Annotated in this window: 27 protein-coding genes; 4 read left to right on the top strand and 23 right to left on the bottom strand. The window is 43.4% G+C overall.

Annotated elements, in window-relative coordinates:
* Window positions 1–223: 223 nt before the first annotated feature.
* The 12 genes from IGJ25_RS05955 to IGJ25_RS05900 all read right to left on the bottom strand — a co-directional run bounded on the left by IGJ25_RS05955 (window position 224) and on the right by IGJ25_RS05900 (window position 11,632).
* Window positions 224–1,444, bottom strand: coding sequence for an NAD(P)H-dependent oxidoreductase (locus IGJ25_RS05955; protein ID WP_034868375.1), 1,221 nt, complete (start codon window positions 1,442–1,444; stop codon window positions 224–226).
* A gap of 26 nt (window positions 1,445–1,470) precedes the next feature.
* Window positions 1,471–2,076, bottom strand: coding sequence for an NADPH-dependent FMN reductase (locus tag IGJ25_RS05950; RefSeq protein WP_005225450.1), 606 nt, complete (start codon window positions 2,074–2,076; stop codon window positions 1,471–1,473).
* Window positions 2,077–2,100: 24 nt separating this feature from the next.
* Complete coding sequence (locus tag IGJ25_RS05945; RefSeq protein ID WP_010747726.1) at window positions 2,101–3,039, bottom strand: FAD:protein FMN transferase; 939 nt, start codon at window positions 3,037–3,039, stop codon at window positions 2,101–2,103.
* A 201-nt stretch (window positions 3,040–3,240) separates the two neighbouring features.
* Window positions 3,241–4,092 carry a helix-turn-helix domain-containing protein gene (locus tag IGJ25_RS05940; RefSeq protein WP_142973744.1) on the bottom strand — a complete coding sequence of 284 codons (852 nt, stop codon included), beginning with the start codon at window positions 4,090–4,092 and terminating at the stop codon, window positions 3,241–3,243.
* Between the two features lie 66 nt (window positions 4,093–4,158).
* Window positions 4,159–4,881, bottom strand: a complete 723-nt coding sequence (locus tag IGJ25_RS05935) for a deoxynucleoside kinase (protein ID WP_005225447.1) — start codon at window positions 4,879–4,881, stop codon at window positions 4,159–4,161.
* Window positions 4,882–4,896: 15 nt separating this feature from the next.
* Window positions 4,897–5,337, bottom strand: a complete 441-nt coding sequence (locus tag IGJ25_RS05930) for a nucleoside 2-deoxyribosyltransferase (RefSeq protein WP_438779158.1) — start codon at window positions 5,335–5,337, stop codon at window positions 4,897–4,899.
* Entirely contained in the window at window positions 5,334–5,912 is a 579-nt protein-coding gene (locus tag IGJ25_RS05925; RefSeq protein ID WP_010747723.1) for an LOG family protein, read from the bottom strand. The genes IGJ25_RS05930 and IGJ25_RS05925 overlap by 4 nt, the downstream gene beginning before the upstream one ends.
* Window positions 5,913–6,234: 322 nt before the next feature.
* Window positions 6,235–6,642: a helix-turn-helix domain-containing protein gene (locus IGJ25_RS05920; protein ID WP_005225444.1), complete on the bottom strand. Its 408-nt coding sequence runs from the start codon at window positions 6,640–6,642 to the stop codon at window positions 6,235–6,237.
* Window positions 6,643–6,887: 245 nt separating this feature from the next.
* Window positions 6,888–8,111 (bottom strand): amidohydrolase family protein, encoded by a 1,224-nt coding sequence (locus IGJ25_RS05915; protein WP_005225443.1) that lies wholly within the window; start codon window positions 8,109–8,111, stop codon window positions 6,888–6,890.
* Window positions 8,112–8,127: 16 nt separating this feature from the next.
* Window positions 8,128–9,489: a hypothetical protein gene (locus IGJ25_RS05910; RefSeq protein WP_005225442.1), complete on the bottom strand. Its 1,362-nt coding sequence runs from the start codon at window positions 9,487–9,489 to the stop codon at window positions 8,128–8,130.
* Window positions 9,490–9,838: 349 nt separating this feature from the next.
* A complete protein-coding gene (gene msrA / locus IGJ25_RS05905; protein ID WP_438779157.1) occupies window positions 9,839–10,762 on the bottom strand; it encodes a peptide-methionine (S)-S-oxide reductase MsrA in 924 nt (307 codons plus the stop codon).
* 324 nt (window positions 10,763–11,086) lie between these two features.
* Window positions 11,087–11,632 (bottom strand): cysteine hydrolase family protein, encoded by a 546-nt coding sequence (locus tag IGJ25_RS05900; RefSeq protein ID WP_005225439.1) that lies wholly within the window; start codon window positions 11,630–11,632, stop codon window positions 11,087–11,089.
* A gap of 120 nt (window positions 11,633–11,752) precedes the next feature.
* Between IGJ25_RS05900 and IGJ25_RS05895 the strand changes: the two genes are divergently transcribed.
* Window positions 11,753–12,160: an Lrp/AsnC family transcriptional regulator gene (locus tag IGJ25_RS05895; RefSeq protein ID WP_010747719.1), complete on the top strand. Its 408-nt coding sequence runs from the start codon at window positions 11,753–11,755 to the stop codon at window positions 12,158–12,160.
* Window positions 12,161–12,384: 224 nt separating this feature from the next.
* Here IGJ25_RS05895 and IGJ25_RS05890 read toward each other — a convergent pair whose 3' ends face one another.
* The 4 genes from IGJ25_RS05890 to rlmH all read right to left on the bottom strand — a co-directional run bounded on the left by IGJ25_RS05890 (window position 12,385) and on the right by rlmH (window position 16,413).
* Window positions 12,385–13,908: a C40 family peptidase gene (locus IGJ25_RS05890; protein ID WP_438779156.1), complete on the bottom strand. Its 1,524-nt coding sequence runs from the start codon at window positions 13,906–13,908 to the stop codon at window positions 12,385–12,387.
* Between the two features lie 421 nt (window positions 13,909–14,329).
* Entirely contained in the window at window positions 14,330–15,088 is a 759-nt protein-coding gene (gene map, locus IGJ25_RS05885; RefSeq protein ID WP_005225436.1) for a type I methionyl aminopeptidase, read from the bottom strand.
* A gap of 42 nt (window positions 15,089–15,130) precedes the next feature.
* Window positions 15,131–15,868 carry a tRNA pseudouridine(38-40) synthase TruA gene (gene truA / locus IGJ25_RS05880; RefSeq protein ID WP_005225435.1) on the bottom strand — a complete coding sequence of 246 codons (738 nt, stop codon included), beginning with the start codon at window positions 15,866–15,868 and terminating at the stop codon, window positions 15,131–15,133.
* A 65-nt stretch (window positions 15,869–15,933) separates the two neighbouring features.
* Window positions 15,934–16,413 (bottom strand): 23S rRNA (pseudouridine(1915)-N(3))-methyltransferase RlmH, encoded by a 480-nt coding sequence (rlmH, locus tag IGJ25_RS05875; protein WP_010747717.1) that lies wholly within the window; start codon window positions 16,411–16,413, stop codon window positions 15,934–15,936.
* 374 nt (window positions 16,414–16,787) lie between these two features.
* On the opposite strand from rlmH, the gene IGJ25_RS05870 reads away from it, so the two are divergent.
* Entirely contained in the window at window positions 16,788–18,092 is a 1,305-nt protein-coding gene (locus tag IGJ25_RS05870; RefSeq protein WP_010747716.1) for a S1C family serine protease, read from the top strand.
* A 68-nt stretch (window positions 18,093–18,160) separates the two neighbouring features.
* Here the strand turns inward: IGJ25_RS05870 and ytpR are convergent, their stop codons facing one another.
* The 4 genes from ytpR to pepA form a co-directional block, all read right to left on the bottom strand.
* Window positions 18,161–18,775 (bottom strand): YtpR family tRNA-binding protein, encoded by a 615-nt coding sequence (ytpR, locus tag IGJ25_RS05865; RefSeq protein ID WP_005225431.1) that lies wholly within the window; start codon window positions 18,773–18,775, stop codon window positions 18,161–18,163.
* 474 nt (window positions 18,776–19,249) lie between these two features.
* Window positions 19,250–19,711 (bottom strand): universal stress protein, encoded by a 462-nt coding sequence (locus tag IGJ25_RS05860; RefSeq protein ID WP_005225429.1) that lies wholly within the window; start codon window positions 19,709–19,711, stop codon window positions 19,250–19,252.
* Between the two features lie 12 nt (window positions 19,712–19,723).
* Complete coding sequence (locus tag IGJ25_RS05855) at window positions 19,724–20,044, bottom strand: thioredoxin family protein (RefSeq protein WP_005225428.1); 321 nt, start codon at window positions 20,042–20,044, stop codon at window positions 19,724–19,726.
* A 133-nt stretch (window positions 20,045–20,177) separates the two neighbouring features.
* Window positions 20,178–21,254 (bottom strand): glutamyl aminopeptidase, encoded by a 1,077-nt coding sequence (gene pepA, locus IGJ25_RS05850; protein ID WP_005225427.1) that lies wholly within the window; start codon window positions 21,252–21,254, stop codon window positions 20,178–20,180.
* A gap of 292 nt (window positions 21,255–21,546) precedes the next feature.
* Here pepA and IGJ25_RS05845 point away from each other — a divergent pair, with 292 nt between their 5' ends.
* Entirely contained in the window at window positions 21,547–21,891 is a 345-nt protein-coding gene (locus IGJ25_RS05845; protein WP_005225425.1) for a peptidase, read from the top strand.
* Window positions 21,892–21,951: 60 nt separating this feature from the next.
* Here the strand turns inward: IGJ25_RS05845 and IGJ25_RS05840 are convergent, their stop codons facing one another.
* The 3 genes from IGJ25_RS05840 to IGJ25_RS05830 form a co-directional block, all read right to left on the bottom strand.
* A complete protein-coding gene (locus IGJ25_RS05840; RefSeq protein ID WP_438779155.1) occupies window positions 21,952–22,986 on the bottom strand; it encodes a hypothetical protein in 1,035 nt (344 codons plus the stop codon).
* Between the two features lie 77 nt (window positions 22,987–23,063).
* Complete coding sequence (locus tag IGJ25_RS05835; protein WP_005225423.1) at window positions 23,064–23,465, bottom strand: Ohr family peroxiredoxin; 402 nt, start codon at window positions 23,463–23,465, stop codon at window positions 23,064–23,066.
* Between the two features lie 184 nt (window positions 23,466–23,649).
* Complete coding sequence (locus IGJ25_RS05830; protein ID WP_005225422.1) at window positions 23,650–23,898, bottom strand: GlsB/YeaQ/YmgE family stress response membrane protein; 249 nt, start codon at window positions 23,896–23,898, stop codon at window positions 23,650–23,652.
* Window positions 23,899–24,304: 406 nt separating this feature from the next.
* On the opposite strand from IGJ25_RS05830, the gene IGJ25_RS05825 reads away from it, so the two are divergent.
* Window positions 24,305–25,564 (top strand): ABC transporter substrate-binding protein, encoded by a 1,260-nt coding sequence (locus IGJ25_RS05825; RefSeq protein WP_010747713.1) that lies wholly within the window; start codon window positions 24,305–24,307, stop codon window positions 25,562–25,564.

Here is a 25,564-nt window from a genome sequence, read left to right as displayed (position 1 = left end):
CCGTTTTATAAGCAACGTCCTAAACTAGTATACGAAGCAAAAGATGAATATGCAAATTTTTTTCAGAAACTTTGTGAAATCCTCGCAACGATGTCCTTGATCAATTCAATCGCTCATAGAAAACCGTTCATTCATGAAAAAGCAGCAAAAAGAGAAGCATTCGCTTGGCAACTGATTGCAAGCGAATGCTTCTAGCGATTCCTTTTCTCCCTTTAGACAACCCTTATTTCACTGAAGCACTGGTGACCGCATCTGCTGCAGGTGCGTCATGAGTGCTGGCACTAGTGACCGCATCGGTCGGTTCTTGGCGCACAGAAGCACTGGAAATGGCGTCTTCATTGCCGACAAGTTTTTGACCGGTTTGTTGCAAATACCATTCGATGATTGGCTTGAAATCAAGGATGTATTCGTTGATCCCCGCATATTCGCCGTTTTCATCGTGCATCGCTTGATAATTGTGGACGATGTATTTTTCTGGCACCTGTTTCGGCACATGGACCCGAACCGCGTCGGTTGCCCCACTGCGCAGCTGTTGGATCACCCACTCAACATTTTTGAAGGATTTTTCAGGATGGCATTTTGCTAATGGATTGCCGACTTGTCCTGGCACACGTGCTGCCAGCATATTTTGGGCTTCTTCCCGCAGATTGTAATACAAGAATTGGTTGTTGCTATCGGCAAATGTCAATTCCATCGGCATCGAATCTAAGAAGTAATTAATCTGATCGACTGTCAGCAAGCCGCGATTTAGTTTGACGTAGGTATTGCCAGAAACGGCACCGACTGCTTCAGCGGCTTTTTCCAGCCATTGATCATCATACATATCCACTCCTTCTACGGTGGTTGCGATTTTCCCTGTGGCGTAGAGGTCTTCGGGCGGCAATTGTTTGGGACCCGCTAAGGCAGAAACGACTTTGATAAATTGCAAGAAGCTGTTGATCGTCGCATCTAAAAAAGCAACCGTTCGGGCATCGATCAAATCACCCGCTTCATCGAAAGCTTCTTTGGCTTTGCCCAACAAAAACTCATTCCCTGGCATCACTAAAGCATTGACTCCCGGTGCGTCCAAAATTTGGCGCAGATGTAGCTGGGCCCTTGAAGTTCCTTGATCATAGTAAGAGGCACCCACGATCATTACTGGTTTGTTTTCCAGAGGATGGATCTTGAATGAAAGCCATTCTAGCAAGCTTTTCAGTCCTGCCGTCACGGTATGGTTGTGCTCTGGTGTAGCAATGATCACACCGTCTGCCATCAATAATTGCCGATTCAAACGCTGGATGGCTGGGCTTTGGGTTTGATCTTCCTCTTGATTAAAGAGAGGAAAGTCTTTGATCTCTACAAGTTCTAACGTGAATTCCTTTTTGTATTGCTTTTTGATAAAGTTCAGCAGCTGACGATTGGTGGAGACTTCAGCGGCTGATCCGACGATTCCGATCAATTTCATTGTCTTTACGCTCCTATCTTTTGCGGTTAGATGGTTTCCCATGAAAATTCAGCAGCTTCTTTTTGATTGGCGGCATGGGCGTGCTGCAACTGGCTGGTAATTTTTACAAATAAAAGAAAATCGTTGAACAGTCCTTGCAGTTTTTGGGTCTGCTCTTCATCGATCAAGTTGCCTTGCTCGTCAAACGCTTGCAGCGAATGACCTAAGAGAAATTCAGAGCTAGGCATGATCCGTGCTTTTAACTCTGGAGAATCCAGAATCTGTCTTAGATGGGCTTGGGCACGAGAAGAACCTAACGTCCCATAAGAAGCACCAGTGATCATCACTGGCTTGTCAACAAAAGGGAAAATTCCATAGGACAACCAGTTCAGGGCATTGATCAACGCTGCGGGTACGGCATGATCGTATTCTGGTGTACTGATGATCACACCGTCTGCTGCCGCGATTTTTTCGGCAAGCTGGGTTACTTGTACGGGCAACTCCTTTGATTCTGGTTTGTTGAACATTGGAAGATCTTTGATCTCGACTAGTTCGATCTCTGCCTCATTGGCAAACATTTTTTTCATAAATTGCAACAACGTGCGATTGGTGGAACGAGTGGCATTGGTTCCTACGAATCCGATAAATTTCATCCTGTCTCTTCCTTTCTGGTTGGGCTATCTTAAAAGTCTTGCCTGAATGCCTTTAGAGGCAATGACTTCATTTTCTTTGGTTACGATGATTCCTTCGATTTCTGGCTGCTGCTGAATCTCTTGCAAAACAACTGGAATGGGCTTGCCAAACAAGCGCGAAGTCCAGATTTCCCCCAGTAACGATGTCGCTGCAACGATCGTGATGCTCAAATACCCACATTCGATGGGAAAGCCACTCTGAGGATCAATCAAATGATGATACGTTCCTTCAGCGGTGGTCAAGACCCGCTCATAGATCCCCGAAGTGACGACGGTTTGATCCTTGATTGGCAGAATGCCCAAGGTGTCTGCCCGACCGCCTTTGGGATCTCGGATCCCGATCCGCCAATGCCCGTCCGAATGATTTGGTGCAGCGCCGAAACAGACAATATTTCCGCCTAAGTTGATCAATCCATACGCTGCTCCACGGGCTTGGCAATGGGTGCGTAACTTATCAGCGATGTAGCCTTTTGCTAATGCTCCGAGGTCGATCCTCATTCCAGCTTTTTTCAAAAAAACCTTGCCTGCTGCCAATTGGATCTGTTGCGGGTCTGTTAGCGCAAGCAATTCTTTGACCTGCGTCTTTGATACGATGCGGGCATCTTCAAACCCGATGCGCCATGCTTGGACCAGTGGACCGATGGCAATATTCAGCTGACTGTGGGGAGCACAGCTATGATGTTTGCCGATTTCGATCAGCTGGTACAATTCTGGATCAAGCACAAGCCCCTTTTGTCCTGCTAACTGATTCAGCTGATTCAATTCCGATCGCGGATCATTGGCACTAAAGCGATGGTCGTATACTTTCAGTTGGGTCTCCAGCTCGTCCAGTACACTTTCTGGTTTTGTATGAGCAACTTTTAACTCAATGGACGTGCCCATCCGCTGAATCGCGCGAGCGGCTTCTCTCACTGCTGTCTTCATAAAATCCCTTCTCCTAAAAACGATATACCTCAAATTATGTTAGTTTTTTCACAATTAAAGAATACTCCCGATATATTTTTTTGTCAACACGATTATATATTTTTTTATATAAAGAAAATTCAAAAAAGCAGTCCCTTCGTCGAAAGGACTGCTAGTTATCAAGCATTTGCGCAACAAAACTTTTTTGTCGAAAATATATTTTTAATCAATCGTTTCTTCGACCGCTTTTAAATGCGCCAATAATTTTACATTTTTATTGATTTTGGCATACGCTCGTGCATCGTGTAACATTTCCAAAATTGTTTCTTTCGGCTGTTGTTCACGAATGGCATTTTCGGTCAGTTGGGCTGCCGCGCGAGCCAAGTAGTAGGTCAAATGATTGTCGGAACAAATCGCCAACACATAATTCAACAAGGTATCACTAGTTTCCAAATCATCGACTTTCGCATAAAAGACGCCGCAATGAAAGACGATGTTCAACACCCGCCACGTGTCTTCGATCGTTTTGATCGGATAGGTATAAATTTTCTCAAAGACCTTCGTCACATAAAACTCAGCCTTTGCCCATTCTTCTTCTCTGGCATACACCAAACCGATCCCAGTATACGCTAAGAGATCAAACAATTCCTCCGCCGTTTCATTCATCAATAACTGATCGAATTGAAACAAGACATCGGTAATCGCAGCTTCATTAAAAATCATTTCAAAGCCTTTTAAATAATCATATTGCGCTTTTAATGCTGGTTCATCGATCAGCTTCACTTCGATTTGACTTAGCAATGCAGCCAACTGTTCATACTCGCTCGTGATCAAGTAGAATTCGGCTTTTGCCAATTCTTCTTTGATTTTGGTCGTTGCGACATTCATGGAAGAAAACAAGTCGACCAATGGCAAGCCGATCCGATTACACAATTTGATCAAAATTTTGAGGGACGGTGCCTGACCGTTGTTTTCAAATTTACTCAAAGTGGCTTGCGTACAGATTCCTTCCGAAAGTTCTTGCTGCGAGAAGCCCGCCTGTTTCCTCGCTTCAATAAATCGTTCAACATTCATCGCCTTGCTCCCTCCCATTGTCGATAAGACACTTGTTTTTTCCCTAAGCTGTCCTCAACTGCTGGGTCAGCTTGTCACAGATGCTGCGTTTTTCTTAGAAAAATCACCTTTTGCGATGGCTTTGTCCGTACAATAGTGGCCTTTGCCATGGGTCTGACGGACTTCCGCCAGTTTTTCTTGGATCATCTCGAGGATCACCATGAGGTTGTCTTCATTGGCAACAAAGTCCAATTGATCCCCATCAATTTGCATTTTCGGACAAACGTCAAAGTTTTCATACCATTCATCGTACCGCTGATTTAATTCTTTGTAATAGTCGTACAATGTCGGATCGTTGGCAATTTGTTCATAGGAACGACCACGTTTGTTGATCCGTTCAATCATTGTATCCAATGAAACCTTGATATGAACCATTAGATCTGGATGCTTCAACGGCGCTGATTCTTCCAATTCCCGCAGCATCGTGTTCAACAGGTTATCGTATTGTTCGACTTCCATCGGTGCGATGCGACCTAGATCCGCATTTAGATGAAACATCAAGCTATCCTCATAGATGGAGCGGTCAATGACATTGTCATCATTGGACAAAGCTTCCCGCATCCCTAAAAAGCTTTTGTTTAAGAAAAAAATCTGCAATAAAAAGGCGTATCGTTCTGGATTGGAATAAAACAATGGCAGAACATCGTTGTCCTCCACGTTTTCATAGAAAGGCTTTGACGCCATTTCCTTCGATAAAAAATCAGTCAAACTGCTTTTTCCTGCCCCGATCGTTCCTGCGATTAGTAACACATTCATCATCCTTTATTAAATATAGTCACCGACAAAGGCTCGGTGCGCCATCGCTTCAAAATCATACGCTGTTCGTGCCGCCAGATCAGTCAAATACGCTTGCACCGACTCCGTCAACATCAGATTGACCGCCGCGGCTTTTTCCTGAAAAGCGATTACTGGTTTATTTCGTACGTGTGCTGCGCCGATTTCAAAGGCTGTTCCCGGATCGGCGATCCCTTCATGGTCATCCAAAACGGCAACGACGACGTCGGCTCGTGTCAATTCCAGCATGTCTTTTTCAAAAACTTCTCTCGCCCATTCCGGTGTATAGGGTTCAGATGAACTTTCTTGATACAAGCGTGGCGCATAGACCGCCAAGGGCTGCGGGTCTTCAGCTAAACAGCTTTCTACTTGCTTGAGTCGTTCGATTGGTTCGTTTGAAAAAAACGGTCCCGCTAAATAGACATGCTTCATCCTGCCAAGCACTCCTTTTTTGAACCCTTCGCCGCCAATCGCTGGATCAACGTCTCAACGTCAGATAGGACAAAGAGCGTTTCCGACAGTTCAGCCCAAGCAAAGCTGGAAGCTTCAAACATAGTTAGCAGCGGCTTCAGTCCATCCTTCAAGCCTTCGTTCATTAACACACCTATGGGCTTGACTGGCAATTTCCCAAGAGTCATAAAAGAGCATACTGATGACAACTCCTCTAGTGTACCAAATCCACCAGGTAATACAAGGTAGGCATCGCTCATTTCCAGCAATTGTTGCGTTTGTTCCTCCCTCGTATCCGTATAGAACTCGGTGTATGTGCTTGATCCAGTGATGATTGGCGGCAAATCTTCTGCAAAGGAACCTGATGGATAGATCCCCGTCACTGCGCCTTCTTTTTCAAAGACCCCTTTCACGATCTCCCTCATCAAGCCAGCCAAAGGGCCGCAATAAACCAACTCGATGTGATTTTTTGCTAAGGCATTGCCGATGGCACGAGCGGTCTTTGCCAACTTTTCCGCATTTTCTAAACGGGTGCCGCAATATACAGTTACTCTCAAAAAAAACAGCTCCTTTTTCACTACACCTGCTATTTTACACAATCTCTTAAAAAAGTAAATACTACATATTGTGCTTCATTTAGATAAAAATCGATCTATTCACTATATATTGTATATAGCCTTCTGCATCTTTTCGCTTACCCTTAATCGTTACAAATCTTGAAAATAGCAGAAAAGAAAAAGTAGAATCAGCTTCCATCGATTGCCTCATCCCTCTTTCATCCCACAAAAAAAACACGACGCAGCTAGGATCGTGTTTTTTTATCCATCGCTTTTTTTTCTCTTGTCCAAGCAAAATTTAGCAAAAAACTGTATAAAAAAATTATTTGTCGTCGGTGGCTGCTTTCAGCTTTTTCAAATCCTCTTGCTCGACAAAAAAGGTCACTTCTCCTGTTTCTAAATCGACGGATGCTTTGACTTCAACCCCTCGTGGGAAAAACTTGCTGGCATCAGTCTCAATTTTCAAACGCATCGTTCCGTCTTTCAATCCAGCACCATAGGTCATCGTACGAAAATTCTTTTTCATTCCTGCTCGCTCCTTTTTTAATAGCTCATCGACACTGCACCCATAAAGGGTACTCAGTTTCAATAAATTCAAACTGTCTGGTACCGTCTTGCCGGTTTCCCAATTTGAGATCGATGTGCGGGTCACTAAAATTTTTGTTGCTACTTCTTCTTGGCTCATTTGCTGTGTGACTCGATGGTTCTTTAGTGCTTCCCCAATCGTCATCTTGGCCTCCTTCTCCTACCTTAACGCAGACCTGCTGTGGTTTCTGCTCAAATCCATTGATATCATGGCGTTGTCAAACAGTTTTGACAGGATTTTCTTAAACGAACTCTCCGTGATAGCGGTTTTCTTTCTATCATAGATGAAAAAAGAACAAATGACTAGAAAATGATTTTTTTATTTCGACTATATTACGACAAAAAAGTAGCACGAATAAATCGTACTACTTGAGAAAACATGATCTGTTGTTAACGGTGGATCGTCACTTCTTTTTTGACTTCCACGGTGATGCGGCCATTTTTGATGACCATCAAACGTTCAGGAATATCGATCAGCACATCGGCTTTTTTCTGGGTATCTAAAAGAATCAAATCTGCGCGGTTGCCAACAGCGATTCCATAGTCTTTGATATTTAACGCTTTTGCGGTATTGGTCGTAATCATTGGCAAGACTGTCGGCAAGTCATCGGCGCCGCCTAAGTGTGCCACTGGCACAGCCAGCATAGCGATTTGGATCAAATCCCCATTGCCATAGGGCGTAAAGGCGTTTCGGATATTGTTGCTGCCTAAGCAAATATTTACACCAGCATCACGTAACTTGCGAATCGGTGTCACGGCACGACGAACATTGTAAGCATCGTTTCTGGCACCTAAATGCAAGTCGGTCGCAGGCAACGGCATCACATTGATTTGGGCTTTGACCATCAAATCGATGACTTCTGCCAGCTGATCCGGTTCCATGGCGTGCAGCGCAGTCAAATGTCCTACTGATACCCGACCTTGGTAGCCTTCTGCGATGGTTTTTTCACACAGATAGACGATCGATGTATCGTCTGCTTCGTCAGCAAAATCTTGATGCAAGTCAATGTCTTTATCAAATCGTTTGGCGATCTCAAAGATCAAGTCGATGTGCTCATTGGCTGGCGCATCATTGTAAGGAATCCCGCCAACGACATCGGCGCCTTTCTCCATCGCTTCGATCATCATCTTATCCGTCCCTGGGGCCTTAAAAATCCCTTCTTGCGGAAAGGCAACGACCTGAATATCGATCAAGTCGCGGTATTCTTCTTTTAAGCGCATAATGGTATCAAAACCAGTGAAGCCTTGCGCCGGATCAAATTCGGCATGGGTGCGAACAGCAGTCGTGCCGTGCAGGATCAGCATTTCTAATGCGCGTTTCGCCCGATCATAAATGTCTTCTTCGGTAAAGGTCGGTTTGAGCTTTGCCGTAACTTGGATCGCTTCTTGCAATGTTCCTGAATTATTGGGCTCACGATCGGCGATCAAGGCTTTGTCTAAGTGGATATGGCTTTCGATCAATCCAGGGATCACCACTTTGCCTTTCGCCTCAATCGTTGTTGCTGCTGATTCTTCAATGTTGGGTGCAACTGCGGTGATTTTTCCTTCTGAAATTGCAATGTCTACTAATTCTGCATCGTCTTCAAGACGTGCTTGCTTGATCAATAAATCCATGTTTTCCTCCTATCCATCAGCCAAACACTAAGCCGATGACTAATAATAATACGGCTGCTAAACTCAACCACTTCACGTTTCCTTTGACTACATCCAGAATCGGAATTTGGAAACCAGAAGATAAAGCTTGCATCGTAATGTTGACAAAACTCATTTGACTGCCGAGGCCAACCCCCATCGTTACAAAGCCAAGAGCTAAGACTGGGAAGCCTAATGAAACGGCAACTGGTAGCACGAGTGTTAAAACGGAGCCGACATAGGCACCTGCGGGAATCCCAATCAAGACACCCGTCAAGATCGCCACGGGAACGACGATCGCTGCGGGGGCATTTTGTGCCGCACCTGCAATTACAGCAAACGTCCCAGTTTCAGCGATCACGTTGATGAAGGCTAAAAAGATCCCCACTTGGAACAAGCGGGTCAAAATATACGTGGATCCGTCCACCATCGCTTCCACCGATTGATTCATGGAAAAGTCGGTACAAACAAAAATCAACGCTAACGTGACCACCATATAAACTAGCGGTGTAAAGAGGACAAAGCCGATCAGGTCATTGATCAACGGTCCAAAGATGACCGCAAAAAGCAAGAAGATCGCAGGCAGTGTCGTTTTGAATAACTCGCCATTGCTTTTGTTTTCGTACTCTTGGTTGGCTGATTCTTTGAAGCCCAGATGACGACGCTTGGTCCCGAAGAATGCCAATAAAATCGCCAAACCAACGAATAACAACCAAAATGGGCGCATTTGATCGACATAAGAAGCGACACTAAAACCGCCTAGTTCAGACACGATACTAGATTCCAAAGAGGCAGGAGAAGTCGTAAAGGAGACCGCTGCCGCTAACGACATCGCTGCGATCAATTCGGGTACCACCCCAACTGCCGCAAATGCTAACGGTGCGATCACCATCGCACTCCCGCCGCCGATTCCAGACATATAAGTCGCTGCTGCCAATAAGATGACAATAAAACCAGCCACATATTCCACTTTTCCTTTGGTTCCTCTTTTGGCTAAGGTTAAGGCCGCCGTATAACTGCCCGCTTTGAAGACCGCCATCGCTACAGCGGAATTGATGATTGGCACCGTAATACTCAACATCGTCGGAATAGCTTCCAACAGTTGCGAATTGGCTTCAGCTAAACTGATCCCGCCAATAATCATCGCCAAGATCCCAGCAATCAAGCCAGCAATGATCATATCTACTTTTTTAAAGAGCAAAACCAGCACTAACACTAATGGAATCAGTACTAGAAATGCTTTAACTCCTGTTGGTGCGACGATCTCATTGATCGCTTCTGCCGCAAACACTGTTCTTTCTGAAAAGATAAAAAGAATGAGAGCCATAAACAGTGAGACGAACGTTCCCTTTTTTTTCATCACATTTCTCCTAACTTATATGAACCTTCATATAATAAATGTTGTGTTGCTATGGGGTGTTGCCGATTGATTTTTCCGCTGATTTTTCTCTGGTGTTTCCCACCTTCTTTCCTCGAAGAAAGGAATCAAGCAAAAGACACCTGCTTTTTCGACCTTTTTCGCCACTTTTTCTTTCTCTATTATAATTCTTGTTGTTAACGCTTTCTTTGGACATTATTCTAAAATAAATCTACGTTTTTTATCCAATTGGCTAAAAGCGCAGAAAAAAGCGCGGCTTGTGGAGAAAAGAGCCTTCATTTGATTCTTTTCCCCTTTTCTCGGAGCCCCGCTTTTTTTAGTGATCCTCTGTTTATGATCGTTTTTTTCCTCGGTTTGTCCAGCGTTTCAGCCGATAAAAAAGCATCAGTTGTTTGCGCGCTCGCTTGATCCGCTGGTAGCGCTTTGGCTGTTTCTTGTAAAATGCTTGATGGTAGTTTTCCGCTGGCCAAAACTGCGTGGCCTTGCGGATCTCGGTCACGATGGGTTGCTGATAATAACCAGATTGGGCTAGTTCCTTTTTGGCTTCTTGCGCAAGCACTTCCTGTTCAGCAGTCGTATAGAAAATGATTGGGCGATAAAAATTGCCGCGATCTTGAAATTGTCCGAAAGCATCTGTCGGGTCTGTCACTTGCCAGTACAACTGCAACAAGTCCTGATAGGTGATGATTTTGGGATCAAAAACGATCTCTACCGCTTCGACATGCCCTGTTGTTCCGCTTAGTACTTGATCATACGTCGGATTCGGGACTGTTCCCCCAGTATACCCCGACAAGACGGAAAGAATGCCCGGCTGGTCTTCAAAAGGCTCTACCATACACCAAAAGCAGCCGCCAGCAAAAATAGCCACTTCTTGTGCTTTTTCACCTGTTTCGTTCGGCTCCACGGAAACTTCTACTGGTTGGACTTTGCTTGTTTCTTCATTCCTTGCCTTTTTCGGTGCTGACTGGCTGATTGTTTGATAAAACTCTGCGACATTCGGGGTCAGATTGTTTCTCAGTGCCAAAGGACGCAACAACGCTTCTAGTTTTTCCAAAACCCGCTTGGTCTGTTGGTCTTCAAGGCTATTTGACGATTCTTTTTCGTGTTTGCCTGCTTTTTGTTTGGTCGCCAGCTGAGTTTCCAGTGTATTTTTTGCTTGCACCAGTTGTTCTCGTTCCCACTGTCTTGTGCCAGGATGCAAGATCAAATTATAGATTTCTGACAGCCACGCCATCGTTTTTTGCTTCATCACCATTGCCCCTTTGCCTCATGAAGGAGCGACTTTCGCTCCTTGTTTGGTTGCACTGTACCATAGTTTCGCCGATTCGCCCAATTTGATGCCCAAAAAACGTTCGAGAAAAATCCTCGAACGTTTTTGGCTTTTGTATGGGTTGGTGCGTAATTGGTTCGCATGCATCCTCTGAAGAATCAGCTCAGTAGAATTGGTGGGTACGCAACTGGGCATTCATTTTTTTAGAAACATTGAAGCGGAATGAGTTAGGATCACCAATTTCAAAGAGTGATCAAGAACCACTCAATGCAAATGAACGTTGCCTTTGTTGGTAAATACGCAATTTTTCTACAATCCGTTTAAATAGTCATCGGTTTTCATCACCGTAGAGAAGGTTTCCAAGGCCGATAAAAACGCTCGTTGAACAGCTTCCGCAGGAATTTCGTGTGCTTCAAATGTTAATGCTTTCGTTGCCGTGGCATCAGAAATCAGTATGGGCTGATAACCGAGTTCTTTACTAGCTCTTGTGGTTGAATCGATGCACATATGCGTCATCATCCCAGTGATGATAACTTGTTGGACACCTAAAGAGTCTAACGTTTCTTTTAAATTTGTTTCAATGAACGAGTTAGGAAAGTGCTTTTCGATAATAATAGAAGAATGCGTTGTTTTTAACTGTTCATGCAGCCGTACGCCTTTGGTCCCTCGTTCAAAAAAATCAGCCGCTTCTTGATCGTTGATGTGTTGGATATAGATGATCGGGAGTTGCTTTTCGATAAAAGACGCTTCTAGTTTATTTATGTTTGCAAGCGCCTGTTCAGGGGAATGAAGGGCCATTCTTCCTTCTTTAAAATAGTCATTTTGGACATCAATAATTACTAAAGCTTTTTTCATAGAATCACCATTTCTTTTCTTATTTGTTATAATCCAGTATAAATACATATGACCCTACAACAAAGCGTCTCTTGAAAAAGATAAAGTCAATTTACTTTCATTATGAAAGGAGGAACCCTTATGGACATCATCGATGAACAAATCCTAGCTATCCTGAAACACAACAGCAAATTATCGAATAAAGAAATCGGCGAAATGGTCCACCTGACGGGACAAGCTGTAGGCAATCGGATCCTGAAATTGCAAGATGAAGGAATCATTCAGCGATTTAGTATTGTAGTAAACTATCCAAGTACGCAATACATCCGGTTTTTTATGGATTCAAATCGCTATACAGATTTTGAAGCCTTCGTGAATCAATACAAAGAAATTGAAGTCTTTCATAAAGTTTCAGGTCAAGCTTGTTATCTCTTGGTCAGTCATTTTACAGATGTAACCTTCCCTTTGTTTATAGAGAGTCTCTCAAAATGGGGCAGGTATAGTGTAGAAACCTTTGTTGCTGATAAACTCAATCATGGGGATGATTGATGTGCTTGCTAAAGGGTTGTTGAATAAAGCTTTCACTGGAGCGGTGAGAGGGATAAGAAAAAGGGGCAAAACGATTTGAGTTTTTTGCTTTTAAATGAATTGTTCGAAATTCATTGTCCTAATTATATTAATTAAACTTGAGAAAGCAAAAAGCGAATCAAGTGTGGATTCGCTTTTTGCTTTCATCTAGGATAATAAAAAATATTGATAATTTTTGCGAGAACTTATTTAACACTTGTACCTTGAGTGTTAACATATCCAATCCATGTATTTGTATTATCATATAAGGAATAGAAGGTCTTTCCATTTCCTAATGTATATTTTACTTTAGCAGTGTAACTATTACCATACAACTGACCTGCTTCGAATTTTTTACTAGTCCAATAAAAATTGTTCCACATAGGATAGTTTTTGCTAGTAATCTGTACTCCTATGTTAATATTTTCAGTTCTTAAATCTTCAGTAGCATCAGAATTAATATAACCTATCCATGTGTCGCCTTGATATATAGAATAAAATATCTTTCCATTTGACAGAGTATATTTATATTTTGCTTTATAGACCAGACCACTCGAATAATTTTCTGTACTTCCTAATTTACTCGTCCAATATAGGTTTCCCCAAATCGGATAATTCTTCGTCGCACTGACAAATTTATCAATATTTTCAGCCTTCAAATCAATAACCGCTTCAGCATTGATATAACCAAACCATTGATCACCACGATAGAGAGAATAAAACTTTTTACCATTTGTTAAAGTATAACTAACAGATGTATAGTACACTGGATTATCGGCGAAATCAGAAGTATCGCCTAGTTTACTAGTCCAATAGAGATTTCCCCATCTTGGATAATTTTTAGTTGCCATAATATTTTTATTCTCGCTTGTAGCGGTTAATTCTTCAACTGCTACAGTATTAATAAATCCTACAAAGGAATCTCCACGATATAGTTCATAAAACGTTCTACCATCACTAAAAGAGATTTGATTTTTCGCATAATAAACTAAACCATCTTGAAAATTAGAAGTATTTCCATTTTGAGAAGTAAATTCTAAGTTGTTCCATATTGGATAATTACTGACCGCCATAACCGTTTTTCCATAAGGCACTGTTTGGTATTCTGATAGATCCATCCGGATGGCAAATGATGGATAGAAACTGTCCCAGATTGGAGATAATTCAACCGTTCTTCCAAAAGTTGGAGCATGAATATACTGATTATTTCCAATATAAATGGCAGTATGACTCGTTTTCCCTCTACTTCCCCAAAAAAGTAAGTCACCTGGTTTAGCCTCAGAGATAGGAATTTGCTTTCCAGCATACTCTTGCTCCCACGTCAATTTTCCGACATCTTTTCCTGTAACTTGATTAAAAACATAATAAACTAAGCCAGAACAATCAAATTTGTCAGGTCCCAATCTATCAGGATTTGTTTGAGTATATGGTTTACCTATATGTTTTTTTGCTTCTGCTACAATTTGCTCTCTTTGACTCAAATTACCGCCTGATAATGAACGAGATACGACCTCTCTTGTTAGTTGATTATTTTGAGAATTAATTTCATTGATGAATTCTACATATTCTTCATATGTCATAACTGAACTACGATTATCCTTTGAATAGTCTTCAAAAGTCACCTGCCCATCGTCAAACTCATCTGCTTGTACAGATTGGAATGTGAAATTATGAACAAAAAAAAAACAACCAATTCCTAATAATAAAATACCCCATACACGTTTTTTCACTTTATCTCTCCTTTATATTTTTATCTTAAAAGTATATCACGGTTTTTTCAGTAAATAAAGGCTATAAAGAGATAAATATAGATGAATAAAAACTTCTAAATTTAACGATTCTGATTTTTCCGAGAATTTTTTTCGTTCTCTCAAAACTATAACGATATTTTAAAAAGGAAATAACAAAAAAATACTTCGATACTGACTCTTCTTATATCCAGCTTTTATATCTTTTAATGTTTACTCCAAAAAGCTTCTACTGGAAGTAGTTTGATTGTTTCATAATCATTTCCTAAAAAGACCTACTTTTCTTCCTATTTGAATGTGCTATACCCTAGCTTCGCAACTTCGACAAGTAAATGCAAAAAATCGTTCGTGTAGAAACACTCGAACGATTTTCGTATTTTCTTCTATTCTATCGGCCTTGTGTTCACGTTTCTTCCTTTTGCAACGTCATGATAATAGGACCTTCTTTGGTGATGGCGATCGAATGTTCATATTGGGCACAATAACTGCCGTCAATGGTGCGTGCTGTCCAGCCGTTCGGGTCCATCTTCATGCGCCAAGTGCCTGTCGTGATCATCGGTTCGATGGTGATCGTCATACCTTCTTTCAACCGAATTCCTTTGCCAGGTAACCCGAAATGAGGAAAGAATGGTTCTTCATGAATGGTTGGGCCAATGCCGTGAGCAATAAAGTCCCGCACGACACCATACCCTTTTTCTTCAGCGAAGCTTTGGATCGCATAACCAATATCGCCAACTCGGTTGCCGACCTGTGCTTGCTCGATTCCTCTCATCAAGGCTTCTTTCGTGACTTCCATCAGTGCTTGATGTTCTGGTGAAATCTCTCCTACCGCATACGTCCAACAGCTGTCAGAGATTGCCCCTTTGTAATCGACACAAAAATCGACTTTAATGACATCGCCTGATTTTAAAACATATTCTGAAGGGAAACCATGACAAATCTCTTCATTGACACTGATACACGTCGCAAATTCATAGCCTTCAAACCCGATTTGCGCGGCTGTTGCCCCTGCAGCTTCTATCTGTTGATGGACAAAGGCGTTGATTTGGTTCGTGGTGATACCGGGAACGATTTTCTCTCGTAGCTGTTCGTGAATACTTGCCAAGATACGACCAGAAGTTTTCATTTGTTCGATCTCTCGTGGGGATTTTAATGTGATCAATAGATGATCTCCTTTCCTTAAATAGCCATTACCATGTTTCTTTTAATAATACACCTCATCTAGAAATAAGCCATGAGAAGGCACTGTTTCACCAGCTGCTTGTCGTACTTTATCGGCTAACACTTGATCGATCACTTCTGGTGGCAGTGTGCCATCGCCAATGGCAATCAGTGTGCCTGTCAAGATTCGGACCATTTTATGCAAAAAGCCGTTGCCTTTGAAGGTAAACCGCAATAGGTCGCCTTCTGGTGTGATGGTGATTTCATCGATCGTGCGCACCGTTGATTTTTTTGATTTTTTCAATGCAGAAAAGCCGATAAAATCATGGGTGCCGATCAACTTCTCAGCCGCTTGCTGCATTTTTTCCAAATCAAGGGGCTGCGGGCAATGAAAACTAGTATTGCGAGCAAAGACCGATGGGATCGCGTTGTTCCAAACATAATAGCTATATTGCTTGCCTTTGGCGTGATAGCGTGCATGGAAGCGCTCAGGCACCTCTTCAATCTTGTTGACGACGATGTCTTGCGGCAAATAGCGGTTAAAGAACTGCTGCATCTCTGGCAAACTCATTTGATGGGTCGTCTTGAAATTCGCCACTTGTCCTCGAGCATGCGTGCCCGCATCGGTTCTGCCAGAACCGACGATCTCAATTTCTTCTCCCGTCAATAATTTGATGACCCCTTCAACTTTTTCTTGGATTGTTTTTTCAGAATCTCCTAGTCGTTGCCACCCTAAGTAGCGCTTGCCGTCATATTCAATCGTTAATTTGATATTTCGCATGGTTGTTGCTCCTTTTTACCGGTAGTACCGGTGGATAATTTTTTCTATTATATTGCTTGAGATATTTACTTATGATACGGCGCCCCCGTATTGATTCGATACGCGCGATAGATTTGCTCCAATAAGATCAGTTTCATGAGTTGGTGGGGGTAGGTCATTTTGCCAAAAGAGATCTTGGCATCACTGCGGGTCATGACTTCTTGGCTTAAGCCTAGGGAGCCGCCGATGACGAAGGTCAGTTGGCTTTTTCCTTGGATGCCGAGCTGATCGATTTGTTTGGCGAAGGCTTCGCTGGTGGGGTTAGTGCCTTCGATCGCTAAGGCAAAGACATATTCGGTGTCTTTGATTTTGGCTAAAATGCGCTGCCCTTCTTTTTCTTTGATTTGCAGCATTTGGGCTTCACTCAAGGTTTCTGGTGCTTTTTCATCCGATACTTCGACAAACTCAAGCTTTGCGTATGCCCCCAATCGCTTGGCGTACTCGTTGATTCCTTGAACGAGGTACTTTTCTTTTAATTTTCCTACCGTGACGACTTTGATTTTCATAGGTTCCTCCTCGTTATCCCCTTATTTTATGAAAATGTGGACAATGCTATCCACAACCTTTTACACACTTTGACTTTCTTTGAAATTCTTCTATTCCTATCTATAAAACCGCGACACTTCAAGGGTTTCTTCATCCACCCAACCAAAGCTTTCAAGTTTGTCCACACACTGTGGATAAACAGACCTTTGCTTCTCCCCAGATTCCCCTGCTATTTTTATTCAAAAATGAACGGGTTTTGCGAAGAAAATTTCATCGTTTGAAACAGATTCTTACGCAACTTCTTCATATTTTTTTCAAAATCTCTTAGTAGACTAATCTCAGATAGAAGGAATATACTGATTATAACGAATTATTCATTAAGGGGGAAATAGTAATGGCAAGAAAATATGTCACACCAGGCAAGAAAACTTCTCCTGGTTTATTAAAACGATTAGGTATTGGGATTTTAGGCGGTATGGTCGGCGGTTTATTGACCTTCGGCGGTCTGTATCTGGCAATGGGTTCCTCTTTGACTTCAACACCAGAAACCACGACCAACAGCGGGGTCCAAGATTCTAACGGACAAACCCAAGTATCCAATGTAAAACTTGATGTGACTAGCGATGTCACTGAGGCAGTTGAAAAAGTACAAGATTCTGTCGTTTCCATCATTAATCTACAACAAAGTCAAAGCAACGACTGGAACAGCCTCTTTGGTCAGCAAGGCGGACAAAGTGAAGGCGATAGCCAAAGCGACGACGACAGTGCTTTAGAAGCTTCTTCTGAAGGGAGTGGAGTCATCTACAAAATCGATGGCGACGATGCCTATGTTGTAACCAACAACCACGTCGTAGAAGGTCAAGACGGTTTGGAAGTTGTTTTAGCAGACGGTACGAAAGTTAAAGCTGAATTGGTCGGTACTGACGCTTACACAGACTTAGCTGTATTGAAAATCTCTTCAGAGCATGTGACGACTGCCGCAACATTTGGTGATTCAAGTGCCTTGAAAGTCGGCGAACCAGCCATCGCGATCGGTTCACCTCTCGGCTCTGACTACGCAAACTCTGTGACACAAGGGATCGTTTCTTCCTTGAATCGTCAAGTAACAAGCCAAAACGAATCTGGTGGTACGATCAGCATCAATGCGATCCAAACGGATGCTGCGATCAACCCAGGGAACTCTGGTGGTCCACTGATCAACGTTGATGGTCAAGTGATTGGGATCAACTCAAGTAAAATCGCCAGCACCTCTGGCTCTGCTTCAGGTGTTAGTGTCGAAGGGATGGGCTTTGCGATCCCAAGTAACGATGTCGTTGAAATCATCAATCAACTAGAAGCAGACGGCAAAGTGGTCCGCCCTGCACTAGGTATCCAAACGATCGATTTAGGTTCCATCACATCACAACAACAAGAACAAATCTTGAAAGTTCCTTCATCCGTAACTTCAGGCGTTGTGATCTATTCAGTCAACAATGCAACACCAGCAGAACAAGCAGGATTGCAACAATATGATGTTATCACGAAGATCGATGATACAGAAGTCAGCACAACAACGGATCTACAATCTGCGTTGTACAAACACAAAGTCGGTGACACGATCACTGTAACCTTCTATCGTGGCGATGAAGAAAAAACGGCAGAAGTAAAACTTTCCGTTGATACATCGATCAACGAACAATCAACAGACAGCAGCAACTAATCACCAAAACCAATCGAAACAATCAAAAAATGAACTGCCGCAAAAACAGGAAGCGGCAGTTCATTTTTTTAGGCTTTACCGACTGGAAAAGCTTCACCTACAACGGCATCTTGAGGCAGCTCAAGGATGCCTTTTTTCATTGGTGCACCTTCTAAATGCAGTTCTTTAGCAGAGCAGATCATTCCGAAGCTTTCTACGCCACGAAGCGTACCCGGCCAAATCATCAAGCCATCTGGCATCATTGCCCCAGGTTTTGCGACAACGACTTTCAAGCCTTTACGGATATTGGCAGCACCACAGACGATTTGCAAAACTTCCCCATCCCCGACTTCTGTTTCCGTGATAGACAGATGGTCGCTGTCTGGATGTTCCACACATGATTTCACATAGCCAACGACGATTTTTGGTTCTGTATCTGCTGGCAGTTCTTCGCTGAATCCTGCTTCTTTGATCATGGTGTTCAATTGTTGGATTTGTTCTTTCGTCAACGTCACTTGGCCACGGCCTTCGATCGTCATCACTTCTGAGATCGCAAAAAAGTTCCAGCCGACGATCGTGCCTTCTTCATTTTTGATTTGGGCAACATTGCCTTTGCGTTCGACGGTTTGTTCTAATCCTTTATCATCTGCTGTGATGGCAAGCAGTGTATCACTGACATATTCTTTGTTATAAGCAAAAATCACGTTTTTTCCTCCTTAGGTACTTACACATTCCGCCCATAATCTTAACAAATTTTTCGGCATCCGTCATGGAATTTCTTTGTTTTCCTTGAAATTCTAGTTATTTTCAAAGACAAAAAACGCCTGAGAACCAACTTCTGCTGGCTGACTTAGGTTGAAAATTGGCGAAGGAGCAGAACCCGCGGCTTATTAGCTAAGACGCTGCTTTACTAACGAGCCGATAAACGCTGGTTCTAAAAACTTCTGTTTGGCACTACTACCTATGTAACAAGACAACAGCGACAGATGTCTTCCCTCAAAACGAGCAAAAAAGCCTGAGAACCAGCTGCAGTTCATCAGCGAAAGACGGTGCTTTGCTAACAAGTGAAACATCGCTGGTTCTCAGGAACTTTCTTTTAACCCTTGTCTGCTTTTGCTGCCATCTTCTTTAAGTAAAAGAACTCGGCAACGACAAGCTTATTTTTTCAAAAAATGACCTTAGGCTTTTGTTTCTTCAGGCGATACGATCAGCACGTCGCACCGGGCTTCACGGATAACGAAGCTGGCGACACTCCCCATCATGAAGCGTTCCACGGCATTCAGCCCAGATTGCCCCACCATGATCAAATCGATGTCGTATTGATCTGGTAATTGAGTGGCAAGGGCGTCTTTGATGGAGCCGTAAGCGACGATGCCTTCAACTAGATCAAAATCCACTGATTTTGCATAAGCTTTGCAGTCGTCGATCAGATTTTTCGCCGTATCTTTTTCTTGTTCCAAGATCGAACTATCCAAAGGTGCATAGCCCATCATGGTCGGCACTTGCTGGTCGATGATCGTTGCGGCATAGACCTTCCCTTGATTTCGACGAGCGACTTCCACTGCTTTTTTGAAGGCAGACATCGCTTGATCTGAACCGTCGATCCCTACTAAAATGTTTTGATATCTTTGTGCTTCCATCTTTTTCCCCTCCTATGCTGATTGTACGCTGGTTAAAAAGGCTTCGATCTCTTCTTTGGTTTTGCGATCCTTGTTGACTAACCGTCCCAGCTCCTTGCCGTCTTCGATAACGACGAGGCTAGGAATACCAAAAATGTTCCATTCAACCGCTACATCCATGTATTCATCACGGTCGACTTCGATAAATTGAAAATCTGGAAAGTCCGCTTCGATCTCAGGCAATTGCGGTTTGATGTAGCGGCAATCGCCACACCAATCGGCGGTGAAAAAGAAGACATTTTTGCCTTTCTCCACATATGTTGCTAACTCTGCTAAATCTTTTGGAATAATCAAATGCTCACCACTTTCTTTTCTTTCAGTATACACCTTTCTTTCAGGGACTACCAACTGACATGCTGATCTTGCAAACCCCTGCAGAAAAAAAGAGACAACGGGTTGCTGTCTCTTTGCTTTCGTTCGTTCTCGCTTATTGTCCTGCCAAAATCGTATCAACGGTTGAACGATCCAAACCTTTCAAGACTTGAATCACCATTTCCCGTGCCGCTTCATAATCAGCGATACTGAATAATGTTTGGTGAGTATGGATGTAACGTCCAGGAACACCGATAACTGAACTTGGGATTCCTTCATTTGCCATGTGTGCCGCACCAGCGTCGGTACCACCTTTTGAAACAAAGTATTGGTAAGGAATGTTGTTGCTTTCTGCTGTATCCAACAAGAATTCTTTCATCCGTGGCAACATGATCATGCCCGGATCATAGATTCGCATCAAAGTCCCTGCCCCTAGATGACCAAAGGTACCATTTTTGGTGACTGTGTCATCTGCTGGCGAGCAATCGACCGCAAAGAACAAGTCGGGTTTGAATTTCGTCACAGACGGACGAGAACCTCGTAAGCCGACTTCTTCTTGAACGTTGGCACCAGCAATCAGCGTATGGCCTAACGTTTCCTCTTTCAAGGCTTCAAGTGCTTCTAAGACGACTGCACAGCCGTAACGGTTGTCCCAAGCCTTCGAGATGATGTTTTTCCCATTGGCTGTTTTGATGGTTTCCACTTGTGGGACGATCGTATCGCCAGGACGTACCCCAAAGCTTTCTGCTTCTTCTTTTGATTCAAACCCAGCATCAAACAAAATATCTGTGACTTCGACATTTTTTTGACCGCTGCTTCCTCGCAACAAATGTGGCGGTACTGAAGAAGAAACACATGGATAATCGCCTTTTGCTGTTTTCAATGTAAAGCGTTGAGCAGAAACCACATAAGGGTTCCATCCGCCCAAAGGAGTGACTTTGAATAAGCCGCGATCGGTGATCGTCGTCAATAAGAAACCAACTTCATCCATGTGAGCAGCTACCATCACTCGTGGTGCATCTGCTTCTTGGTGGTGACGCAAACCGAAGATGCCGCCTAAGCCGTCTTGTTGGATCTCGTCCACCAAGGGGGTCATCGCTTCACGCATATACGCCCGCACGTCGTGTTCAAACCCACTGGTTCCTTGTAACTCCGTTAGTTCTTTGATGCGTTGAAATGTTTTTTCTTCCATGATCATTCGAGAAACACGTATCGGTTGTTTGCTGCCCTAAAGAAACAAAGCTGCTTTTTTTGAAAAAGCAACGCTTGCTGTTGCTGTGTTTTCCAGCAATTTTTGGGCGAAACAACGGATGTGCTCTCTTCCTCCTTATTCCTACTGATATTCTTTATTATAGCGCAAATTTCTATTGTTGGTTATTTTTCTTATAGAATATTTCTAAACTATGGTAAACTATTGTTAAGAGAACCTGTGCTTTCACCGAGATCAAAACATTCGGGAAAACTTACTTTAGGAGGGACATTAGATGGAGAATGAGCATCCATTGCATTATTTTAAAAATGGACTGACCATCGGTTTAGGTCTTGGCTTTGCAGGAGGGATTTTTTCAACGATCTGGTTGAAGAAAAGGCAAGCCATGAATGCCGATGATGTCTTAGACAATATAAAAGCGGCGTTTATCAAAGAAGGACCGATCGAAGGTTCTTGGATCAATTTCGAAAAACAACCTTTGCGCAAATTTGCGATCACTTCCCAAGGATATACTGGCGGCATCACCCGCACCGAAGACGGGCAGCTTGTCACCTATGAATTTTTGGCAGATGCTCATACAGGCACCGTCTTAGATATCCAACGAGCAATCGTGGACTAATCACTGCACTTACGACCAGCTTCTTAAGAGGCTGGTCTTTTTTCTTTTTAAGTAGTGCTTTTACTGGAGCAAGGTCGCAAGGTCCAATACCACGACTTCATCGATGCTGCCGCCTTTTTGCCGATACGCCCATGCCCCACTTTCAAACAAGCAGTACAGCTGTCCTTTTTCTATCACGATCTGTTCAAGGTAATGGGGAAACTTGATGCGCCGCAACGCATGTTTGCGGGTCAGCACCGTTGCATCCTTTGAAAAGACCCATAACTCCGCCGACCCTGGTCCAAAGGAACGTGCCAGCAACATGTATTCAGTGGTAAAGGCGATACTTTGGACTTTCGTGGTGGTGACCCTTCTCTTACTAGGCTTGATGCGATGAGGCGCTTTGCGACCGCTGGCTGAAAGAACAGGCAGCGGATAATTCGCCACCACGCCTCCTTGTTTCAAGGCAAAAGTCCCCGAGACAAGTTCCTCGCCATCGGCTGCCAAATAGGAGCTGTGAGTGATGCCTGCCAATTCGATGACTTGCTGATAAGCGATAGACTGATTGGTTGCCAAGGAATCGTCTTCCAGCAGTGCTTGTAGAGAAACACACGCCACGCGCCCCATTCCTTTCCCTGTAATGGTTAGCCACAGCATTTGCGTTGCTCGATCAAAGACTAGCCCACCGACATGGGGGCGTTTTGGCAGAACCACCGTTTTCAGATGCCGCCCGCTCGTTCTTTCTATTATATAAAGCTGTGAGTGATGTTCCTGCTGCGAACAATACGCTGAGATGAACAAATAGTCCTCTGAAACGGCCAACCCTTGCGGGGTCATTGCTTCACACTGATCCGCATGCTTGTGCAGCCTCGTTTCTGCTTTCGCCGTTGCCGTCGTTGCCACTGCGGCAGTGGCTTCTTTTAAACCTGGAACCAAAAGGACTGCTTCCCTGTTTGCCCCGGCTGCCAGCCACGCTTGCCGCACGCTGGGATAACGCTTCAGTTGAGCTGCCAGTGCTTGGTTGTGGCGCGCCTGTCGGTGCTTTTTTAGCCAGTACACCACAAAAAGGCCAACCACAAACACGCCCAAAAGCAGCAAGCTCTCTGTTTGTCTCATTGATTGGCCTCCTTGATGAATTCCCTCTTGTCGGCTGATTTACCAACCGCTTATTGTTTGTCTATTCGTAATACTGCTTAGACTACTTGAACTTCGACATCAATGTTGCCGCGAGTGGCACGAGAATACGGACAAAAATCGTGGGCTTCTTCTGCGATTTTCTCTGCCTCGGCTTTTTCAACGCCTGGTAACGATACCTCTAAAATCACGCCGATTTGGTAACTGCCGTCCTCATGCTGATACAAAGACACTCTTGCTTTAACTTCGGATTCGGATTCGATGTTATGCTCTTTCAGCATATGCTGTACGGCACCGTTGAAGCATGAAGCATAGCCTGCGGCAAATAATTGCTCTGGATTGGTCCCTTCACTATGAAGACCTGGCTTGTCGATTTTCAGGTGAAAACTACCGTTTGGTGCTTCGACCTCTCCGACACGTCCGCCTCGATTGATCATCGCTGTTTCATATTGCTTTTTCATTGAACCTCTTCCTTTCTTTTTTTGACCTACTTCAAGTGTAACGACAATTTTCTAATCTGACAAAGGGATTGCTTATGCATCCTTTTAAAAAACAAAAAAGGCAAACCCAGAAACTCTGGATTTGCCTGTCTATTCAAGGTAGTTCCTACCCGAAATAAATGAATGAAAACAATTGCTGAATGGACTAGCCGTTTGAACGTCCTAAGAAGAATGAAACAACAGCAACTACAATAACCGCACCAATAATTGATGGGACGATTGCCATTCCAGCAAGTGATGGACCCCAAGAACCTAAGATCGCTTGTCCAATAGCTGAACCTACTAAACCTGCAACGATGTTGGCGATCCAACCCATTGATCCACCTTTATTTGTGATAGCTCCGGCGATCAAACCGATAATAGCTCCTACGATTAATACCCATAACCAATGCATATTTTTCTCCTTCTTTCTTTTAAGTAGTTATTACACATATTATGTTACGCTTAATCCCCGTTTTAGACAAAAGATTTGCACTCAATTTGCAAAAAAAATTTTCAAACCTTGTTATATTAACGTTTATCAGCACTTCCTAATTATCGTTGTAAGAGCTTTAATTCGTTTTTTTTAGTATTGGTGCATTTTTTGAAATCGTTTTATTTTGTATTTTGCATCTTATCCGCTAAACTGAGGGAGAACAACTCTTATTTTGTCAGATAATTGGCACTTTTCACTCCTCAATCAGTCGTAGGACTGCTATCTTTTCAGTACATCAGCTATTTTTCATTGGGGGACGTTTCGATCGTTTTCGATTGGAAACGTTTTTTTGAACAAAAATCATTCAATAAAGGAGAGGAACAAAATGAACAAAAAAATAGGTTATTCAATTTTGTCTTTGGCGGCAGTGATGTTAGGGGTCGCTGGCTGCGGCAGTGGTGACAGTGCCAGCGAGAACAAGCAGATCCGTATGTTCGTTTCTGGAGATACCAGTGAAGGCGGCGCTTATTCGAAAATGGCGGAAAAATACAAGGAAGAAACTGGTGTGACTGTCGAAGTCACCGATGTGCCTTATGCGGACTTGCTGACAAAGATCACCAAAGCTGTTCAAGCGGATGATGCGCCAGAAGTCGTGCGGGTTTCTACCGTTCAACCTGACTGGAATGACTATCTGATGGATCTATCAGACATTGCCAGTGAGGCAAACACATTGGAATCGATGACGATCAAAGATGAAGCAGATGTCGTCAAAGCACTCCCTTCTGATGTCACTGCCACTGGGTTGTTTATCAATACGGATTTGTTTGACGAAGCTGGTGTGACCTACCCCACTTCGGAAGAGGATATTTGGACTTGGGATGAATTTTTAACTGCGATCAATGAAGTCGTTGAAAAAACCGATGCCAAATACGGCATGGTCATGGATGCGTCGGATCACCGTTTACGGGCTTTCACTTATCAATACGGGGGACAAGATTTCTTTTTAGATGACAGCGGTGATTCTTACACGACCGATGATGCTACGAAAGCGGCTTTGCAAAAATTTGTTGATTTGAACAATGACGAAGTGATGCCAAAATCGGTTTGGACCTCTGGAGAAGATGCTTCTGCTATGTTCAAGAGCGGCCGTGTTCCAGCTTACTTTTCTGGCAGCTGGCAGATCGTTGATTTTTCTACCAACATCAGCAACTTTAACTGGCAATCGACCTATTCTCCTTATGAAGAGACCCGCGCGGTCAATATGGGCGGCAACTTCATCACTGGCTTCAACAACAGTAAAAACAGTGAAGAAGGCGAAAAATTCATCAAATGGTTGTACGAAGAAGAAAATTACAAACAGCTTTGTACCTATGCTGGTTACTTACCTGCGGTGGAAGATTTGACGGTCGACTATGAACAAGGCCAGGATGCTTATGAAATCTACAACCAAGAGATCGCAGCCGCTGCTCAACCAATCAGCAGCAAGCAAACTACCGATCAAGTGACGATGAGTATGAAAGGCTACACTGGATTGACAGGGGCTTACCGTGATGCCATCGTGCAAGTGTTAAATGATGAAATTACATTAGATGAGGCAATCGACAAGACGATCAAGGATTACAATGATGGGTTTTTGAAGAAATAA

Origin of the sequence: Enterococcus sp. DIV0240d, from assembly GCF_051711245.1 — a bacterium.
Lineage (GTDB): Bacteria > Bacillota > Bacilli > Lactobacillales > Enterococcaceae > Enterococcus_D > Enterococcus_D casseliflavus.
The sequence above is the reverse complement of the archived record's forward strand: the minus strand, read 5'-3'. Positions and strand labels throughout refer to the sequence as shown.

Excerpts from the sequence above, each read along its gene's own strand:
- IGJ25_RS05830 (WP_005225422.1), bottom strand. The coding sequence starts at position 23,898 with ATGCATTGGTTATGGGTATTAATCGTAGGAGCTATTATCGGTTTGATC.
- msrA (WP_438779157.1), bottom strand. The coding sequence starts at position 10,762 with ATGGTGATGAAGCAAAAAACGATGGCGTGGCTGTCAGAAATCTATAAT.
- IGJ25_RS05860 (WP_005225429.1), bottom strand. The coding sequence starts at position 19,711 with ATGGAAGCACAAAGATATCAAAACATTTTAGTAGGGATCGACGGTTCA.
- pepA (WP_005225427.1), bottom strand. The coding sequence starts at position 21,254 with ATGGAAGAAAAAACATTTCAACGCATCAAAGAACTAACGGAGTTACAA.
- IGJ25_RS05900 (WP_005225439.1), bottom strand. The coding sequence starts at position 11,632 with ATGAAAAAAGCTTTAGTAATTATTGATGTCCAAAATGACTATTTTAAA.
- truA (WP_005225435.1), bottom strand. The coding sequence starts at position 15,868 with ATGCGAAATATCAAATTAACGATTGAATATGACGGCAAGCGCTACTTA.
- IGJ25_RS05825 (WP_010747713.1), top strand. The coding sequence starts at position 24,305 with ATGAACAAAAAAATAGGTTATTCAATTTTGTCTTTGGCGGCAGTGATG.
- IGJ25_RS05940 (WP_142973744.1), bottom strand. The coding sequence starts at position 4,092 with ATGAATGTTGAACGATTTATTGAAGCGAGGAAACAGGCGGGCTTCTCG.
- IGJ25_RS05895 (WP_010747719.1), top strand. The coding sequence starts at position 11,753 with ATGGACATCATCGATGAACAAATCCTAGCTATCCTGAAACACAACAGC.
- IGJ25_RS05945 (WP_010747726.1), bottom strand. The coding sequence starts at position 3,039 with ATGAAGACAGCAGTGAGAGAAGCCGCTCGCGCGATTCAGCGGATGGGC.
- IGJ25_RS05920 (WP_005225444.1), bottom strand. The coding sequence starts at position 6,642 with ATGACGATTGGGGAAGCACTAAAGAACCATCGAGTCACACAGCAAATG.
- IGJ25_RS05835 (WP_005225423.1), bottom strand. The coding sequence starts at position 23,465 with ATGAAAAAGCAATATGAAACAGCGATGATCAATCGAGGCGGACGTGTC.
- IGJ25_RS05915 (WP_005225443.1), bottom strand. The coding sequence starts at position 8,111 with ATGGATTTATTGATCAAGCAAGCACGTCTTGAAGACGATGCAGAATTA.
- IGJ25_RS05910 (WP_005225442.1), bottom strand. The coding sequence starts at position 9,489 with ATGAAAAAAAAGGGAACGTTCGTCTCACTGTTTATGGCTCTCATTCTT.
- IGJ25_RS05955 (WP_034868375.1), bottom strand. The coding sequence starts at position 1,444 with ATGAAATTGATCGGAATCGTCGGATCAGCCGCTGAAGTCTCCACCAAT.
- IGJ25_RS05845 (WP_005225425.1), top strand. The coding sequence starts at position 21,547 with ATGGAGAATGAGCATCCATTGCATTATTTTAAAAATGGACTGACCATC.
- IGJ25_RS05950 (WP_005225450.1), bottom strand. The coding sequence starts at position 2,076 with ATGAAATTTATCGGATTCGTAGGAACCAATGCCACTCGTTCCACCAAT.
- IGJ25_RS05840 (WP_438779155.1), bottom strand. The coding sequence starts at position 22,986 with ATGAGACAAACAGAGAGCTTGCTGCTTTTGGGCGTGTTTGTGGTTGGC.
- rlmH (WP_010747717.1), bottom strand. The coding sequence starts at position 16,413 with ATGAAAATCAAAGTCGTCACGGTAGGAAAATTAAAAGAAAAGTACCTC.
- IGJ25_RS05870 (WP_010747716.1), top strand. The coding sequence starts at position 16,788 with ATGGCAAGAAAATATGTCACACCAGGCAAGAAAACTTCTCCTGGTTTA.
- IGJ25_RS05930 (WP_438779158.1), bottom strand. The coding sequence starts at position 5,337 with ATGAAGCATGTCTATTTAGCGGGACCGTTTTTTTCAAACGAACCAATC.